Source organism: Pseudomonas sp. UBA6699 (genome assembly GCF_002454615.1).
GTDB lineage: Bacteria > Pseudomonadota > Gammaproteobacteria > Pseudomonadales > Pseudomonadaceae > Aquipseudomonas > Aquipseudomonas juntendi.
Genome location: NZ_DKJF01000073.1, coordinates 1 through 17781, shown reverse-complemented (window position 1 = coordinate 17781; position 17781 = coordinate 1). Strand labels below are relative to the sequence as shown.

14 protein-coding genes are annotated in these 17781 nt (G+C 64.7%); 10 read left to right on the top strand and 4 right to left on the bottom strand.

What is annotated here, in order from left to right; genetic code table 11:
* Positions 1-62 precede the first annotated feature (62 nt).
* Both B3361_RS13620 and gshB read right to left on the bottom strand, forming a co-directional pair.
* Positions 63-968 carry an energy transducer TonB gene (locus B3361_RS13620; protein WP_054904979.1) on the bottom strand — a complete coding sequence of 302 codons (906 nt, stop codon included), beginning with the start codon at positions 966-968 and terminating at the stop codon, positions 63-65.
* A 91-nt stretch (positions 969-1059) separates the two neighbouring features.
* The gene (gshB, locus tag B3361_RS13615; RefSeq protein ID WP_054904978.1) at positions 1060-2013 is read right to left on the bottom strand and encodes a glutathione synthase; all 954 of its coding nucleotides are present in this window, start codon (positions 2011-2013) and stop codon (positions 1060-1062) included.
* 242 nt (positions 2014-2255) lie between these two features.
* Between gshB and B3361_RS13610 the strand changes: the two genes are divergently transcribed.
* The 7 genes from B3361_RS13610 (at position 2256) to trhA (ending at position 11886) form a co-directional block, all read left to right on the top strand.
* Positions 2256-2657, top strand: a complete 402-nt coding sequence (locus tag B3361_RS13610) for a response regulator (RefSeq protein WP_009682818.1) — start codon at positions 2256-2258, stop codon at positions 2655-2657.
* A gap of 47 nt (positions 2658-2704) precedes the next feature.
* Positions 2705-3070 carry a twitching motility response regulator PilH gene (gene pilH, locus B3361_RS13605; protein ID WP_054904977.1) on the top strand — a complete coding sequence of 122 codons (366 nt, stop codon included), beginning with the start codon at positions 2705-2707 and terminating at the stop codon, positions 3068-3070.
* Positions 3067-3621 (top strand): chemotaxis protein CheW, encoded by a 555-nt coding sequence (locus B3361_RS13600; protein WP_029887363.1) that lies wholly within the window; start codon positions 3067-3069, stop codon positions 3619-3621. Before pilH ends, B3361_RS13600 begins: the two co-directional genes overlap by 4 nt.
* A gap of 47 nt (positions 3622-3668) precedes the next feature.
* A complete protein-coding gene (locus tag B3361_RS13595; protein WP_232892258.1) occupies positions 3669-5693 on the top strand; it encodes a methyl-accepting chemotaxis protein in 2025 nt (674 codons plus the stop codon).
* A 48-nt stretch (positions 5694-5741) separates the two neighbouring features.
* On the top strand, positions 5742-10691 hold the full coding sequence (locus B3361_RS13590) for an Hpt domain-containing protein (protein ID WP_054904975.1): 4950 nt from the start codon (positions 5742-5744) through the stop codon (positions 10689-10691).
* Positions 10684-11145 (top strand): chemotaxis protein CheW, encoded by a 462-nt coding sequence (locus B3361_RS13585; RefSeq protein ID WP_054904974.1) that lies wholly within the window; start codon positions 10684-10686, stop codon positions 11143-11145. The genes B3361_RS13590 and B3361_RS13585 overlap by 8 nt, the downstream gene beginning before the upstream one ends.
* A 123-nt stretch (positions 11146-11268) precedes the next feature.
* A complete protein-coding gene (trhA, locus tag B3361_RS13580) occupies positions 11269-11886 on the top strand; it encodes a PAQR family membrane homeostasis protein TrhA (protein ID WP_054904973.1) in 618 nt (205 codons plus the stop codon).
* Here the strand turns inward: trhA and B3361_RS13575 are convergent, their stop codons facing one another.
* A complete protein-coding gene (locus B3361_RS13575; RefSeq protein WP_054904972.1) occupies positions 11887-12606 on the bottom strand; it encodes a 16S rRNA (uracil(1498)-N(3))-methyltransferase in 720 nt (239 codons plus the stop codon).
* 70 nt (positions 12607-12676) lie between these two features.
* Positions 12677-14083 (bottom strand): adenosylmethionine--8-amino-7-oxononanoate transaminase, encoded by a 1407-nt coding sequence (locus B3361_RS13570; protein ID WP_029887358.1) that lies wholly within the window; start codon positions 14081-14083, stop codon positions 12677-12679.
* Between the two features lie 225 nt (positions 14084-14308).
* Here B3361_RS13570 and B3361_RS13565 point away from each other — a divergent pair, with 225 nt between their 5' ends.
* The 3 genes from B3361_RS13565 to B3361_RS13555 all read left to right on the top strand — a co-directional run bounded on the left by B3361_RS13565 (position 14309) and on the right by B3361_RS13555 (position 17609).
* Positions 14309-16192, top strand: coding sequence for a flavin monoamine oxidase family protein (locus B3361_RS13565; RefSeq protein WP_154211055.1), 1884 nt, complete (start codon positions 14309-14311; stop codon positions 16190-16192).
* 254 nt (positions 16193-16446) lie between these two features.
* The gene (locus B3361_RS13560; RefSeq protein WP_009682830.1) at positions 16447-16998 is read left to right on the top strand and encodes a cytochrome b; all 552 of its coding nucleotides are present in this window, start codon (positions 16447-16449) and stop codon (positions 16996-16998) included.
* Positions 16999-17030: 32 nt separating this feature from the next.
* Complete coding sequence (locus B3361_RS13555) at positions 17031-17609, top strand: YceI family protein (protein ID WP_009682831.1); 579 nt, start codon at positions 17031-17033, stop codon at positions 17607-17609.
* Positions 17610-17781: the final 172 nt, after the last annotated feature.

The window sequence follows — 17781 nt, the reverse complement described above, 5'->3', positions numbered from 1 at the left end:
GCGCGGGCGGCGCTCGATATCCGCGCCACCGCATATCGCAAGCCCTAAACCCAAGGCATAACTCAGTTACTGGACAAACGGTCCCCACGGGCAAAGCGCCAGGTGCGGATGATCTCCAGGCGGTCGAATTCGGCCAGGTCCCCGGTAAACGGTGCGAACGGCGCTGCCAGCCGCACGATACGCTGCGCTGCCTGGTCCAGCACCGGCTGGCCGGACGACTCCAGTACCAGCACTTCGTACAGCGAGCCGTCGCGGTTGATCGAGACCATCATGCGCAGGTTGCCGTAGATCTGCTGCCGGCGCGCCTCGTCGGGGTAGTTGAGGTTGCCCACCCGCTCGACTTTCTTGCGCCACTCTTCCTTGTACCAGGCGCCCTTGTCGCGCATGGTCGAGGCAGCGTTCAGGCGGTGGATGCGCGGGCGCTTGGCGTACAGTTGCTGTTCGTTGGACAGCTCTGCCTCCAGGCTGGCGATCTGGCTGGACAGCTGCGAGCTGTCGAAGTCCGGGGCGGGCGCGGCTGGCTTGGGTTGCGCCTTGCTGGGCTTGGGCTTGGGCTCGACCTTGTGCGCCTTGGGCGCGGTGGTCACCACCGCCGACTTCTGCGGGGTTGGTGGCGGCACTACTTCCGGCTTGGCTGCCGGCGGGGGGGTGATCTTGTTGATCTTGCTGTCCTGGAACGGCGCCACTTCGGTGGTCTTGGGCACCGCCTTCTTGTCCAGGGTGCCGCTGCCTTGCTGGTTGTCCTGGGCCTGAAAATCAGCTTTCTCCGGCGGTTTTTCGCTTTTGAAGGTGGCCAGGGTAATGTCCATGGTATGGCGGATTTCGGCAGGCTTGACCACGGTGAAACCGACGCCGAGGATCAGCGCCAGGTGCACCAGCGCAGCCAGGAACAGCGTGAAACCGAGCCGGTCCACTGGGCGAACGCGTGGGGGCAGCAGGTCGGAAGGGATATCAGCGGGCAGCGTCATCGGGTATCCAGCAACCGCAGGGCGGGGCAGCAGGCCAGGCAAATGGGACCCGCATCATACCCCACTCCGGGTAAATGCCGTGCGTCGGCGGTCAGCGCGCCTGCAACTGGCGATCAATGGCATCCATCAGCTTGCCGCCGATATCGGTGTTGTAGGCGTTGTCGATTTCGCGAATGCAGGTCGGGCTGGTGACGTTGATCTCGGTGAGGTAATCGCCGATCACGTCGAGGCCCACGAACAACAGGCCTTTCTCGCGCAGGGTTGGCCCCACCTGGGCGGCAATCCAGCGGTCCCGGTCGCTCAGCGGGCGCGCCTCGCCGCGGCCACCGGCAGCCAGGTTGCCACGGGTTTCGCCGCTGGCCGGAATGCGCGCCAGGCAGTAGTCGACCGGCTCGCCGTCGATCATCAGGATGCGCTTGTCGCCGTCCTTGATCGCCGGCAGGTAGGCCTGTGCCATGATCTGCTGGGCACCCAGCGCGGTCAGGGTTTCGAGGATCACCGACAGGTTCGGGTCGCCCACCCGATGGCGGAAGATCGACGTGCCGCCCATGCCATCCAGCGGTTTGAGGATCACGTCACCATGCTTGGCGGCAAACTCGCGGATGATGTCCGGGCGGCGGCTGACCAGCGTCGGTGGCGTGCACTGCGGGAACAGCGTGGCGAACAGTTTTTCGTTGCAGTCACGCAGGCTTTGCGGGCGGTTGACCACCAGCACGCCATCGTTCTCGGCTTGCTCCAGCAGGTAGGTGCTGTAGACGAACTCCATGTCGAACGGCGGGTCCTTGCGCATCAGGATCACGTCCAGCTCGGCCAGGGTGCTGTCCTGTTCTTCGCCCAGCTCGAACCAGCGGGCCGGGTCGGCGAAAACGTTCAGCGGGCGCATGCGTGCACGGGCTTTGCCTTCGCCCTGGTACAGGTCGCGCTGCTCCATGTAGAACAGGCTCCAGCCGCGTGCCTGGGCGGCCAGCAGCATGGCCAGCGAGCTGTCCTTTTTGTAGGAGATGGACGCGATCGGGTCCATGACAATGCCGAGGCGAACGCTCATGGGGTGGTTCCTCTTGGCGGCGCGTTGCCGCGATGGGTCGGAAGAAAAGTGGCTCAGGGTGGCGCTGTGAACGCCGCTGGTCAAGGGGCGGCGCAGATGGAACGGCCACCCGGAGTGTGTTAAAAATGCAGCTGCAAGCCCTTGGCTCCAAGCCTCAAGAGCAAAGCAGCCGCGTGCCGGCTGGGCTTTTGTTGTACCTTGCCGCTTGCAACTTGCAGCTCAATTCCTACGGGTAGGCGTCTATGGAACAACCCCTGAAGGTGATGGTGATCGACGACTCGCGCACGATCCGCCGCACTGCGCAGATGTTGCTCGGTGAAGCCGGCTGCGAGGTGATCACCGCCAGCGATGGCTTCGATGCCCTGGCCAAGATCGTCGATCACCGCCCCGGCATCATCTTCGTCGACGTGTTGATGCCGCGCCTGGACGGCTACCAGACCTGCGCCATCATCAAGCACAACAGCGCCTTCAAGGACACCCCGGTGATCCTGTTGTCGTCGCGCGACGGGCTGTTCGACAAGGCCCGCGGCCGGGTAGTCGGCTCTGATCAGTTTCTGACCAAGCCGTTCAGCAAGGAAGAACTGCTCGACGCAATCCGTGCCCATGTGCCCGGTTTTGCGGCACCTGAACCACAAGCACCCTGACCGCGCCCCGCCATGGCACGGTTCTACTTTCCTGATGGGGTAACAGCATGGCCCGAGTTCTGATTGTCGACGACTCGCCGACAGAGATGCAACGTTTGACCGAGTTTCTTGAAAAGCATGGCCATCAAGTGAGCAAGGCCGAAAACGGTGCCAATGGCGTGGCCCTGGCCCGGCAAGAAAAGCCGGACGCCGTGCTGATGGACGTCGTCATGCCGGTCATGAACGGCTTCCAGGCCACCCGCCAGCTCAGCAAAGACCCTGAAACCAGTGCCATCCCGGTGATCATGGTCACCACCAAGGACCAGGAGACCGACCGCATCTGGGCCACCCGCCAGGGCGCCCGCGACTTCCTCACCAAACCGGTGGGCGAAGAGGCGCTGATCGCCAAGCTCAAAGAAGTGCTGGGGGCTTGACCAGCCGCCCGCAGGGCGCGTCACTGACCGCCTTCGAGTTGTTGCTGGACATCGACCGGCGCTGCCGTTTGCTGGTCGCTGACCAGCCGCCGCAAGACAACCGCCTGCAAGAGTGGAGTGGCATTGGCTTTCGCACCGCCGGGCAATGGTTCGTCGCGCCCATGGGCGAGGTGGCCGAGGTGCTGCGCGAGCCGCGTAGCAGCCGGGTACCGGGGGTGCAGCCATGGGTCTGCGGCGTGGCCAACCTGCGTGGCCGGTTGTTGCCGGTAATGGACCTGAGCAGCTTCTTTGGCCTGGGCCACGCCGCCCCGGGCAAGCAGCGCCGGGTGCTGGTGGTGGACCACGACGACCTGTTCGTCGGCCTGCTGGTGGACGAAGTGCTCGGTTTGCAGCACTTTACCCTCGACAGCCTGCAACTGTCCCCGCCACAGCCGCTGATTCGTGCCGCTGCGCGCTTTGTGCAAGGGCACTTCCCGCGTGAACGCAATTGGGCGATCTTCAGCCCCTTCGCCCTGGCCCAGGCGCCGGGCTTTCTCGATGTGGCGCTATAGGACCTGCGAACGTGAACACACCCGCCGCCCCCGTCACGGCCACCACCGTGACCCCGCGTACCCGCAGCATCGCGCAGATCACCGTGCTGTTCCTGATCCTGATCCTGTCGATCATCCTGCTGTTCGCCAATTTCGCTTACCTGAACACCCAGTCCAACTACGACAAGCAGTACATCGGCCATGCCGGCGAGTTGCGCGTGCTGTCGCAGCGCATCGCCAAGAACGCCACCGAAGCCGCTGCAGGCAAGACGTTGGCGTTCAAGTTGCTGTCGGATGCGCGCAACGATTTCGAGCGGCGCTGGGGCTACCTGCGCCAAGGTGACAAGGCCACCGGCCTGCCGCCGGCGCCGCCCGCCGTGCGTGATGAAATGGAAGCGGTGCGGCGTGACTGGGAAAACCTGCGCAAGAACACCGATACCATCCTGGCCACTGAACAGACGGTGCTGTCGCTGCACCAGGTGGCGGCGACCCTGGCCGAAACCGTGCCGCAACTGCAGGTGGAGTACGAAAAGGTCGTCGAGATCCTGCTGCAGAGCGGCGCCCCGGCCAACCAGGTGGCGGTGGCCCAGCGCCAATTGTTGCTGGCCGAGCGGATCCTCGGCTCGGTCAACACCGTGCTGGCCGGTGATGACGCGGCAGCCCAGGCGGCCGATGCGTTCGGGCGTGATGCCGGGCGTTTCGGCCAGGTGCTGCAAGGGATGCTCAACGGCGATGCGGGCATCCAGGTAACCCGAGTTGCAGATGCCGACGCCCGTGCCCGGTTGGCCGAAATTGCCGAGCTGTTCCAGTTCGTTGCCGGTTCGGTGGACGAAATTCTCGAAACCTCCCCAGAGCTGTTCCGGGTGCGCGAGGCGGCGGGCAATATCTTCAGCCTGTCGCAAACCCTGCTCGACGAGGCCTCGCACCTGGCCAACGGTTTTGAAAACCTGGCCGGCGGGCGCACCCTCGATACCGTGGGTGGCTACGCCTTGGGCCTGCTGGCCCTGGCTTCGATCATCCTCATCGGCCTGGTGATGGTGCGTACCACCAACCGGCAGCTGCGCGAGACGGCAGAAAAGAACGAACGCAACCAACAGGCAATCATGCGCCTGCTCGATGAAATCGAAGAGCTGGCCGATGGCGACCTGACGGTGACGGTTTCGGTCACCGAAGACTTCACCGGCGCCATTGCCGACTCGATCAACTATTCGGTCGACCAGCTGCGTGACCTGGTCGCTACCATCAACCACAGTGCGGTGCAGGTTGCCGCCGCCGTGCAGGATACGCAGAACACCGCGCGGCAGCTGGCCAAGGCCTCCGAGCAGCAGGCTGAGCAGATCAGCGAGGCGTCCGAGGCGGTGGGCGACATGGTCGAGTCGATCGACCGGGTTTCCGCACATGCCTATGAATCTGCCAAGGTTGCCGAGCGCTCGGTGGCCATCGCCAACAAGGGCAACGAGGTGGTGCACAACACCATCAACGGCATGGACAACATTCGCGAGCAGATCCAGGACACCGCCAAGCGCATCAAGCGGCTGGGCGAGTCGTCCCAGGAAATCGGCGATATCGTCAGCCTGATCGACGATATCGCCGACCAGACCAATATCCTTGCCCTGAACGCGGCGATCCAGGCCTCGCTGGCGGGCGAAGCCGGGCGCGGCTTTGCCGTGGTCGCCGACGAAGTGCAGCGCCTGGCCGAGCGCTCGTCGTCGGCCACCCGCCAGATCGAGGCGTTGGTGCGCACCATCCAGGCCGACACCAACGAAGCCGTCATATCCATGGAGCAAACCACCGCCGAGGTGGTGCGCGGTGCCCGCCTGGCCCAGGATGCCGGGGTGGCGCTGGCCGAGATCGAAGGGGTGTCGCAGAACCTTGCCGACCTTATCCACAGCATTTCCGACGCCGCGCAATTGCAGACCTCTTCGGCCGGGCAGATTTCCCACACCATGGCGGTGATCCAGCAGATCACTGCGCAGACTTCCGCCGGTTCTGGTGCGACCGCCGACAGTATTCGCCACCTGGCGCGCATGGCCAGCGAGATGCGCCGTTCGGTGTCTGGCTTCACCTTGCCACCACCTGCCGAGCCCAAGTGAACCGGCCTTGCGATGAGCCGTACTGATATGCCGCGCTGAGGAGTGCCCATGGCTGTAGCAGCACTAAGCCCCGAGCGCCACGATACCGTGGCGCTGGCCTGGACCAAGGCCGCCATCCTCGATTGCCTGGGCCAGGCCCGCCAGGCGCTGGAGCGCTTTGCCGGCGAGCCGGGCGAGCTGTCGATGCTGGCCTTCGTGGTCGACAACCTGCACCAGGTGCATGGTTGCCTGCGTATGCTCGAATTGCGCGGCGCAACACGCTTGGCCGAAGAGCTGGAGCTGTTCGCCAAGGCCTTGGCCGATGGCCAGGTCAGCCCGCGCGGGGATTGCCTGGGCGCATTGTTCCGCGGCCTCGAGCAATTGCCGGCGTACCTTGAACGCTTGCGTGGCGCGCGCCATGACCTGCCATTGGTGATGCTGCCGTTGCTCAACCAGTTGCGCGCCTGCCGGGGGGTCGAGCCGCTGGCCCAGGCCAGCCTGATCAGCGGCACGGCGCACCGCTTCGCCGGTGCCGATGACCTGGCCAACCTCGATCTGTCGCTGGGCAATTGGCGTGAACAGCTGCAGGCCGGGCCGGGCAGGGATGCCTTGCGTTCGGTAGTGACCGCGCTGTGCGACGACCTGATGCGCATCAAGGAGCGGCTTGACCAGTTCGTGCGGGGCGACCGTCAGCACCGTGAACAGCTTGACGCTTTGCTGGCGCCCCTGCGGCATGTCGCCGATACCCTCGCCGTGCTGGGCTTTCAGCAGCCACGGCGGGTGATCATCGACCAGGTGCTGGCCTTGCAGGCGCTGGCCGAGGGGGCGCGTGCCGTTGACGATGCGGTGCTGATGGATGTGGCAGGTGCGCTGCTGTACGTGGAGGCTACCCTCAACGGCATGGTCGGCCCGCTGGAGGAAAACGGCCAGGGCGGCCTGGCTGGCTCGGACCTGGCCGAGATTCGCCAGTTGGTGCTGAACGAGTCGCTGAATGTGCTGCAGCAGGCCAAGGACCTGATTGGCGATTGCCTGGAGTCCGGCTGGCCTCGGCAGCGCCTGCAACCCCTGCCGGGGTTGTTGCAGCAGGTTCGCGGGGCACTGGCCATGTTGATGCTGCCTGCGGTGGCCGAGCTGTTTGAGGGGTGTGCCGGCTATGTGCAGGGTTGGCTGCAACACCTGGAAGCGGAGCCGCCGGCCGATGAGCTGGCCCACCTGGCGCAGGCCCTGAGCGCGGCCGAGTGTTATCTGCAATGGCGTGTCGCAGATCCGCTGGCCGATGGCCAGCCCTTTATCGACACCGCACGGGCCAGCCTGGCTGCGCTTGGGGTGCAGTGTACGCAACCCACCGCCACTGAAGGCGCCGATGACAGCAGCGATGGCATCGATGATGAGCTGCGCGAGGTGTTCCTCGAAGAGACCGGTGAGCTGTTACCGGAAATCGAGCGGCACTGGCTGCGCTGGCGTGCCGATAACCAGCAGATGGCAGCACTGGGCGATGTTCGGCGCGCCTTGCACACGCTCAAGGGCAGTGGGCGTATGGTCCATGCCGAAGCCGTGGCCGAACTGGCGTGGGGCGCCGAACACCTCTTGAACCGTGTAATCGAAGGCCGCAGGGCGCTCAGCGCCCAGGGCGTGGTGGCGCTGCAGCAAGCCTTCGTGCAGTTGCCAGACCTGCTGGCCGACTTTGCCGCAGGCCAGTTACCGCAGCTGAGCGACATCGAACGACTGGCTGGGCATCTGCATGGCCTGGCTGAAAACGACCCACCCGCGGTCGCCGACCTCGATGGCCTCGACCCGCAGTTGCTGGACATCTTCCGCAGCGAAGCGCAAGGCCACCTGGCCAGTCTCGACGCCTTCCTGCAGGGTGCCGGCGGCCATGACACGCCGGTCAGCGATGACCTGCAACGTGCCTTGCACACGCTCAAGGGCAGCGCCGCCATGGCCGGGGTGATGCCGCTTGCCGAACTGGCCACGGCCTTCGACCGCCTGGTACGCGAATACAAGGGCCACCAGTTACCGCTGCAGATGGCTGAAGTCGAGTGGCTTGAGGCTGCCCGGGCGTTGTTCCAGCTGGGCCTGGCGCAACTGGACAGCACCCCGCTGGCCGCCATTGCCGGGGCCTCGGACCTGATCGAGCGGGTTGGCCAGGCAGTGGACGAGCGGCTGGCCAGCCTGCACGCCGACCCTCAGCAGCAGCGGCGCGGCAGGCATGACCCGCAGTGGGTGGCCAGTTTCCTCGCGCAAGCGATGGATACCCTGCTCAACGCCGAATCGTTGCTGTCGCGTTGGCAGCAGCAGCCCGGCCAACGCGATGCGCTGGACACCCTGCTGGATGAAATGACCACGCTGGGCCATGCCGCGCACCTGGCCGACCTTCGCCCAATGGATGACCTGTGCGAGGCCCTGCTCGACCTCTATGGTGCCGTGGAGGAGGGCAGCCTGGCTGCCGATGCAGGTTTCTTCGCCCTCGCCCAGGGTGCCCATGAAGCCCTGATGGACATGCTCGATGAAGTGGCGGCCGGCCAGGATGTAGCGCCGCGCCCGGAACTGGTCGAGCGCCTGCGTGCGCTGCTGGACCAGGCGCTGGCCCCGGATGCCACCGGCCTGGTGGGTATCGACGCGGTCACCCCGCTGCACCCGGACATGGACCTGACCGACGCCTTGGGCCTGGGCTTGCCACGCCCGTCACTGCCGCCGGAAGTGGCCGAGCCCCAGGTCGAGGAGGCCGAAAGCCCTGGCGAGGAGTTGTTGGAGGTATTCCTCGAAGAAAGCTCGGACATCGTCGAAAGCGCCGCTGCAGCCCTGGCCCGCTGGCAAGCCGACCCGCGCAACAGCGTCGAGGTGGACAACCTGATGCGCGACCTGCACACCCTCAAGGGCGTGGCGCGCATGGTCGAAATCACCCCAATCGGCGACTTTGCCCATGAGCTTGAGTTTCTCTACGAACTGCTGGCCGCTGGCCGCCTGCCACCCAGTGCACCGTTGTTCGCCTTGCTGCAGAACTGCCACGATCGCCTGGCCCAAATGCTCGACGCCGTGCGCCTGGGGCAGCCGCTGCACGCGGCCACGGCGCTGATCGACTACATACGCAATTTCAGCAGCGCGGCACTGACCGACAGTGCCGCAGGCCAGGGGCCGCAAGATGCCAGCGCTGCCGAAGTGCCGGCAGCGGCACCTGAGCGCGCCGCCGGCGACATGGTCAAGGTCGATGCCGAACTGCTCGACGACCTGGGCAACCTGGCAGGTGAGCACTCGATCATCCGTGGGCGCATCGAGCAGCAGGTCAACGATGCGCAGTTTGCCCTCAACGAAATGGAAACCACCCTTGAGCGCATGCGCGACCAGTTGTTGCGCCTGGATAGCGAGACCCAGGGGCGGATCTCCAGCCGCCAGCCGTTCGAGGGCGATGCCTACGACGATTTCGACCCCCTGGAGCTGGACCGCCATTCGCAATTGCAGCAGCTGTCGCGGGCACTGTTCGAGTCTGCCTCGGACCTGCTCGACCTGAAGGAAACCCTGGCCCAGCGCGCCCAGGAGGCGTACAGCCTGCTGCAGCAACAGGCGCGGGTGAACAGCCAGTTGCAGGAGGGCCTGACCGCCACCCTGATGGTGCCTTTCGAACGCCTTGTACCGCGTTTGCAACGGGTGGTGCGCCAGGTGGCCAGCGAGCTGGGCAAGCAAGTGGAGCTGGTGGTCGGCAACGCCGAGGGCGAACTGGACCGCAGCGTGCTCGAACGCATGGTGGCGCCGCTGGAGCACATGCTGCGCAACGCCGTGGACCATGGCCTGGAAAGCCGCGAAATGCGCCTGGCTGCGGGCAAGCCGGAGCTGGGTACCATCCACCTGAACTTGCTGCACGAAGGCGCGGATATCGTCATCGAAATGACCGACGACGGTGCCGGCGTGCCACTGGAGGCCGTACGGCGCAAGGCGATCAAACGCGGCTTGCTGGACCCGCAGGCGCACTTGAGCGACCACGAGATCCTGCAGTTCATCCTGCGCCCCGGCTTTTCCACCGCCGAGAAGATTACCCAGATCTCCGGGCGTGGCCTGGGCATGGACGTGGTGCACGAGGAGGTCAAGCAGCTGGGCGGTTCGATGAGCATCGAGTCGGCCCAGGGCAAAGGCGCGCGGTTCCTGATTCGCCTGCCGTTCACGGTGTCGATCAACCGCGCCTTGATGGTGCACCTGGGCGAGGAACAGTACGCCATCCCGCTCAATACCATCGAGGGCATCGTCCGCGTGCCGCCGGCCGAGCTGGCGGCGTGCTACCAACTGGACACGCCACGCTATGTGTATGCCGGCCACGAATACGAGTTGCGTTACCTGGGCGAGTTGCTGCAAGGCATGCCGCGCCCGAGCTTGCTGGGGCAAAGTGTGCCGCTGCCGGTGCTGCTGGTGCATTCCAAGGAGCAGTCGTTCGCGATCCAGGCCGATGCCTTGTCACCCAGCCGGGAGATCGTGGTGAAAAGCCTGGGGCCGCAATTTGCCGCCGTTGCCGGGCTTTCCGGGGCGACGTTGCTGGGCGATGGGCGGGTCGTGCTGATTCTCGACCTGCTGGGCCAGCTGCGTGGCCAGCAGCGCAGGTTGGCGCGCCTGCCCGGGGGCGGCAACCCGCGCCAGTTGCCCGGCCCGGTACCGCGCCGCGCCCTGCTGGTGATGGTGGTGGACGACTCGGTCACGGTGCGCAAGGTCACCAGCCGCCTGCTGGAACGCCACGGCATGAGCGTGCTCACGGCCAAGGACGGTGTCGATGCCATGGCGTTGCTGCAGGAGCACCGCCCCGATGTGCTGCTGCTGGACATCGAGATGCCGCGCATGGACGGCTTCGAAGTCGCTACGCGTATCCGCCGTGATGAGCGGCTCAAAGACCTGCCGATCATCATGATCACCTCGCGTACCGGGCAGAAGCACCGCGACCGGGCCATGGCGATTGGCGTGAACGAATACCTGGGCAAGCCGTACCAGGAGTCGTTGCTGTTGCAAAGTATCGCCCAGTGGAGCCAGACCCATGCTTGAACTGATTGCCGGCCAGCGCAGCAGCCTGACCGGGTTGTTGCTGCCCTTGGGTGACCGGACCCTGGTGCTACCGAACGTGGCGGTGGCCGAGTTGAGCGGCCAACGCAACCTGTTGTGCCAGCGCGGCGACCCGCCCTGGCACCTGGGCTGGATCGACTGGCGCCAGCAGCGCCTGCCGCTGATCGGTTTCGAGGCTGCCTGCGGTGGCGAAACACCGTGCGGGGAGCGGGCGCGGGTGGTGGTGCTCAATGCCTTGGGCGACACCGGCCTGCGCTACCTGGCATTGCTGCTGCAAGACATTCCGCGTTCCTGCAAGCTCGACAGCCAGCTCAACTATGTGGACGTGGCGCTGGGGCGGCTGGAGTTGGCCGCAGTGCAGGTGGGCGAGCAAGTGGCGCGGGTGCCGGACCTGGTTGCGCTGGAAAGGCTGGTGCGTGACGCGCAATTGCAATAGCAGCGCTCGAAGTTTCAAACTTGAAGTTGCGAGCTTGAGGGCGGTGTTCATTTCACCACGATCGGCTTGCAGCTTGCAGCTTGCAGCTTGAACCTAGCCGCTCCTAGAGAGGTCTGTGTTTGCATGTATTACGGTGAACGCTTCAATGCCTGGACGCACCTGGTCGGTGCCATCCTGGCCACCATCGGTGCCATCTGGCTGATCGTGGTTGCGGGTATGCAAGGTGACCCGTGGAAGATCGTCAGTTTCTCCATCTACGGCAGCACCTTGCTGTTGCTGTACAGCATCTCCACCCTCTACCACAGCACGCGCGGCCGGGCGAAGGTGATCATGCGCAAGCTCGATCACTTGTCGATCTACCTGCTGATTGCCGGCAGCTATACACCGTTTTGCCTGGTCAGCCTGCATGGCCCGTGGGGCTGGAGCCTGTTCGGCGTGGTCTGGGGGCTGGCAGTGATTGGCATGTTGCAGGAAATCAAGCCCCGCTCCGAAGCGCGGATCCTGTCGATCATCATCTACGCGGTGATGGGCTGGATCGTACTGGTGGCGGTCAACCCCCTGCTGCAAGCACTGGGCACCGCCGGCTTTGCCTGGCTCGCCGCCGGCGGAGTGTTCTATACCGTGGGCATCATCTTCTTCGCCCTCGACAGCCGCCTGCGCCACGCGCACGGTATCTGGCACCTGTTCGTGATCGCCGGCAGCCTTTTGCACTTTGTGGCGGTGTCGTTCTACGTGCGTTAGTTAAAAGTCGCCCCACAACTGCTGCGCTACCGACAGCGCCACTACCGGTGCGGTTTCGGTGCGCAGCACGCGCGGGCCGAGGCGTGCGGCCTGGAAGCCTGCGCTTTGCGCCTGTTCGACTTCAGCGTCGCCAAGGCCGCCTTCAGGGCCGATCAAGAAGGCCAGGGTGGCGGGCCTGGCATGGCTTGTGAGCGGCTCGGCCACCGGGTGCAGCACCAGCTTCAGCTCAGCCTGGGTGCTGCTCAGCCATTCGGCCAGGGTGATGGGTGGGTTGATGGCCGGCAAGGTGGAGCGGCCGCATTGTTCGCAGGCGCTGATTGCCACCTGGCGCCAGTGCGCCAGGCGCTTGTCGGCGCGCTCGTCTTTGAGGCGCACTTCGCAGCGCTCGCTGATGATAGGCGTGATGGCGTTGGCGCCCAGTTCGGTGGCTTTCTGGATCGCCCAGTCCATCCGCTCGCCGCGGGACAGGCCTTGGCCAAGGTGGATGTGCAAGGGCGAATCGGCCTGGCCGGCAAACGCCTGGTCGAGGCTGACGCGTACGGTTTTCTTGCCCACTTCAAGCAAATGGCCACGGTATTCCTGGCCGCTGCCATCAAACAGCTGCACGGCGTCGCCGGGGGCCATGCGCAAGACGCGGCCAATATAGTGGGCTTGGGCCTCGGGCAGGTCATGCTCGCCAAGGCTCAGGGGGGCATCGATGAAAAAGCGGGACAGTCTCATGTAGTGCTCGTTGGCAAAGGGAAACGCGCCCTGGGTAGGAGCGGCCTTGTGTCGCGAAAGGGCTGCACGATCAGCCCGGGTCGCGGAAGTCGGGGTGGAAGTTGGCCGGCACCGCCACGCTGATGCGCTCGCGGGTGGCAAGGTCGATGCCTTCGCTGGCGACCTCGGCAAGGAAGTCGATCTGCTCGGGGGTGATCACGTACGGCGGCAGGAAGTACACCACGCTGCCCAACGGGCGCAACAGCGCGCCGCGGCTCAAGGCGTGTTCGAAAACCTTCAGGCCCCGCCGCTGTTGCCAGGGGTAAGCGACCTTGCCCGCTTTGTCCTGAACCATCTCGATGGCCAGCGCCATGCCGGTCTGGCGGATTTCGGCCACGTGGGCGTGGTCGGCCAGGTGGGCGGTGGCGCTGGCCATGCGTGCGGCCAGGGCCTTGTTGGCCTCGATCACGTTGTCCTCGGCAAAGATGTCCAGGGTCGCCAGCGCCGCTGCGCACGCCAGCGGGTTGCCGGTGTAGCTGTGCGAGTGCAGGAACGCCCGCAGGGTCGGGTAATCGTCATAGAAGGCCTGGTACACCTTGTCGGTGGTCAGGCAGGCCGCCAGTGGCAGGTAGCCCCCGGTAAGGGCTTTGGACAGGCACAGGAAGTCTGGGCGGATGCCGGCCTGCTCGCAGGCGAACATCGTGCCGGTACGGCCAAAGCCCACCGCGATTTCATCGTGAATCAGGTGCACGTCGTAGCGGTCGCAGGCCTCGCGCAACAGCTTGAGGTACACCGGGTGGTACATGCGCATGCCGCCGGCGCCCTGGATCAGCGGCTCCACGATCACCGCCGAAATGGTCTCGTGGTGCTCGGCCAGGGTCTGTTCCATGCTGGCAAACATGTTGCGCGAATGCTCTTCCCAGCCCATGCCCTCGGGGCGCAGGTAGCAGTCCGGGCTCGGCACCTTGAGGGTATCGAGCAGCAGCGCCTGGTACGTCTCGGTGAACAGCGGCACATCGCCGACCGACATCGCGGCGATGGTTTCGCCGTGGTAGCTGTTGGTCAGGGTGACGAAGCGTTTCTTGCCTGGCTTGCCGACGTTCTGCCAGTAGTGGAAGCTCATCTTCAACGCGACTTCGATGCACGATGAGCCGTTGTCGGCGTAGAACACCCGGTCAAGCCCGGCCGGGGTCATGGCCACCAGGCGCTCGGACAGCTCGATCACCGGCTGATGGCTGAAGCCGGCCAGGATCACGTGTTCCAGCTGGTCGACCTGGTCCTTGATGCGCTGGTTGATGCGCGGGTTGGCGTGGCCGAACACATTGACCCACCAGCTGCTCACCGCGTCCAGGTAACGCTTGCCTTCGAAGTCTTCGAGCCATACGCCTTCACCGCGCCTGATCGGGATCAGCGGCAGTTGCTCATGGTCTTTCATCTGGGTGCAGGGGTGCCACAGGACCTTGAGGTCACGTTGCATCCACTGATCATTGAGGCCCATCGGCACTTCTCCTGGCTTTGCGGCGTGGTTCGACCGCGTAAGCCTAAGCAATGCCGCAGGGTAGGACAACCGCCGGGCGGCAGCAGGTAAAATTGTCAGTTGGCAAGGGCACTTGATATCACTGCGCTGGCAGGGCCGGCACGGCTGACGTATTCTTAACGCATCTCGCTCGGGGCATTTCTGCCCCTCCTCGTTCCTGTAACCTCTGACTCGGAGTTCGCCGACATGGCTGCTGCTTGGGTGCGCCTGTGCGCGTTGGTATTGATTGGTGTGTCCAGCGGCGCTGCGCTGGCGAAGGACAAGACACCCACGGCGATCGTCGTCGGCGGTGGCCTGGCGGGCCTTACGGCAGCCTATGAGCTGCAGAACAAAGGCTGGCAGGTGACCCTGCTGGAGGCCAAGGCCAGCATGGGCGGGCGCTCTGGCCTGGCCACCAGCGAGTGGATCGGCAACGCCAAGGCGCAACCTGTGCTCAATGAGTACCTCGAGCGCTTCAAGCTCACGACCCTGCCGGCGCCAGAGTTCGTGCGCACCCCGGGTTACCTGATCGACGGTGAGTACTTCAGCGCAACCGACCTGGCCACCAAGCAGCCGGCCACCGCCGAGGCACTCAAGCGTTACGAGAAAACCCTCGATGACCTGGCCCGCTCGATCGACGACCCGCTCAATCCGCAGGCCACCAGCACGCTGTTTGCCCTTGACCAGATCAACGTCGCCAGCTGGCTGGACAAGCTGCAACTGCCGGCCACCGCCCGGCAACTGATCAACCAGCAAATCCGCACCCGTTACGACGAACCGTCGCGCCTGTCGCTGCTGTACTTCGCCCAGCAGAACCGTGTTTACCGCAACGTCAGTGACCGTGACCTGCGGGCTGCGCGCCTGCCTGGCGGCAGCCCGGTGCTGGCCCAGGCCTTCGTCAAGCAGTTGAAGACCATCAAGACCAGCTCGCCGGTCACCGCCATCGTTCAGGATAAGGACAGCGTCACCGTCAAGGTCGGCAGTGTCGGTTACCAGGCCGATTACCTGGTCATGGCCGTGCCATTGCGCGCCCTGGCCAAGATCCAGATCACCCCGGGGCTGGACAGCCAGCACCTGGCGGCGCTCAAGGGCACCAACTATGGCTGGCGCGACCAGCTGATGCTCAAGTTCAAGAAGCCGGTCTGGGAAAGCCGCGCGCGCATGTCGGGCGAGGTGTTCAGCAACGCCGGTCTCGGCATGCTGTGGATCGAGCCGGCGCTGAAGGGCGGGGCGAACGTGGTGATCAACCTGTCCGGCGACAACGCCCGCCTGCTGCAGGCTTTCGGCGACAAGCAGATGGTCGACCAGGTGTTGATCCGTCTGCATGCCTTCTACCCGCAGGCGCGCGGTGCGTTCACCGGTTACGAGGTGAAGCGGTATAGCGTCGATGCCGGTACCGGCGGTGCCTACCTGGCCTACGGGCCGGGTCAGATCAGCAAGTTCTGGCGCCTGTGGGAGCGCCCGGTGCAGCGCATCACCTTTGCCGGTGAGCACACCGATGCCTTGTACCCGGGCACCCTGGAAGGCGCCCTGCGCAGCGGCCAGCGCGCCGCCAGCCAGGCACAGGACCTGCTGGCCGGCAAGTCGTTCGACCCGGCCAAGGCCGCGCCGGTCGCGGCCGCCGCCGCCGGTGCCGGGGCAGCTGCCGCGAGCAAGGGCGGGTTCTTCTCCAACCTGATCGGGGGTTCGTCCGACAAGGCGGGCAAGGCTGAGCAGGCACCTGCCAAGGCTGAGCCCAAGGCAGGCGATGAGGCCAAGCAAGACAAGCCAGGCTTCTTCAAGCGCCTGTTCGGTGGCGCTGACGCGCCAGAGGCCAAGGCCCAGCCGGTAGCCAAGGCTGACGAAGCGGCGCCGGTCGTTGCCCCTGCGCCAGCGCCCCAGGCAGCACCTGCACCTGCACCAGCACCAGCACCGGCGGTGAAGGCGGCGCCAGCCAAGCCTGCTGCGGCCAAGGCCGCCCCTGCCAAGCATGCGCCAGCGCACAAGCCAGCACACAAGCCAGCACACAAGCCTGCCGAGAGCAAAAAGGCCAACGCCAAGTCGGAGCCGGCAAAGAAACCTGTCGCCAACCCGCAGGCCAAGGCGGGTTGACAGGTCGCAGTGCCAGCCTCTAGGTGGGTAACCCTGCTCCTGCAACGGACACTGTGGTCCTTGGCGGGAGCGGGCGCCCTGGTAGAGGCCGGCCCTGGCTACCCCATTCACAGCCGTTGGCGTTAATGTTTCCTTAATGGGAAGCGTTCAGAATTTCTATCGGATTTATCGATAATCCGAAGCAATTTTTTCCGCTTTTATTCGATACGTTACGCGTTAGTCTGTGCACAGCTTTCACGGGGAAACACGTCAACATGCAACTGCGCAATTCACCTTCCCGCTACGGCGTGGTCAGCATCGTCCTGCACTGGGGCGTGGCACTGGCAGTCTTCGGCCTGTTCGGCCTGGGCCTGTGGATGGTCGGCCTCGACTACTACAGCCCGTGGCGCAAAGCCGGCCCGGACCTGCACAAGAGCATCGGCCTGGTGCTGCTGGCGGTAATGCTGCTGCGTGTACTCTGGCGTTTCATCAGCCCGCCACCGCCGGCACCGGCCAACCATGGCAGCTTCACCCGCCTGGCGGCCAAACTGGGCCATCTGGCGCTGTATCTCGGGTTGTTTGCCGTGATGGGCGCCGGCTACCTGATTTCCACTGCCGACGGCGTTGGCATTCCGGTATTCGGCCTGTTCGAAGTGCCGGCGTTGATCAGTGACCTGCCGGACCAGGCAGACGTGGCAGGGGTAATCCACCTGTGGCTGGCCTGGGGCTTGGTGATTTTTGCCGTGCTGCATGGCCTGGCTGCACTCAAGCACCATTTCATCGACCGTGACGCGACCCTGACCCGCATGCTGGGCCGCAAAGCTTGACCCTCAACCTCAATTGCATAGGAAGGAACAGGATGTTGAAAAAGACTTTTGCCGCTCTGGCGCTGGGTACCGCTCTGCTCTCTGCTGGCCAGGCAATGGCTGCCGAGTACAAGATCGACAAGGAAGGCCAGCACGCGTTCGTTGACTGGAAAATCAGCCACCTGGGCTACAGCTTCATCCACGGTACGTTCAAGGACTTCGACGGCAACTTCACTTGGGACAGCGCCAAGCCTGAAGCCAGCAAGATCAGCGTCGACCTGAAAACCGCCAGCCTGTGGTCGAACCACGCCGAACGTGACAAGCACATTGCCAGCGCTGACTTCCTGGACGTGAAAAAATACCCGGACGCCAAGTTCGTCTCCACCAGCGTGAAGTCGACTGGCGACAAGACCGCTGACGTGACTGGCGACCTGACCATGCACGGCGTGACCAAGCCGGTCACCTTCAAGGCAACCTTCAACGGTGAAGGCAAAGACCCATGGGGCGGGGAGCGTGCAGGCTTCAACGCGACCACCACGCTGAACCTGAACGACTTCGGCATCAAGGGCCCAGGCCCGGCTTCGCAAACCCTGGACCTGGATATCAGTGTCGAAGGCGTGAAGCAGAAGTAAGTATTGCGTTGCCCCTGAAAAACGCCGCCCATCGGGTAATGGCTGTCAGTTAAGTGTTATTGGGGCTGCTTTGCAGCCCTTCGCGGGCAGGTCCGCTCCCACAGGTTTGGCGCTGAAATCAAGACATTCGCGATTACCTGTAGGAGCGGGCGTGCCCGCGAAGGGTCGCAAA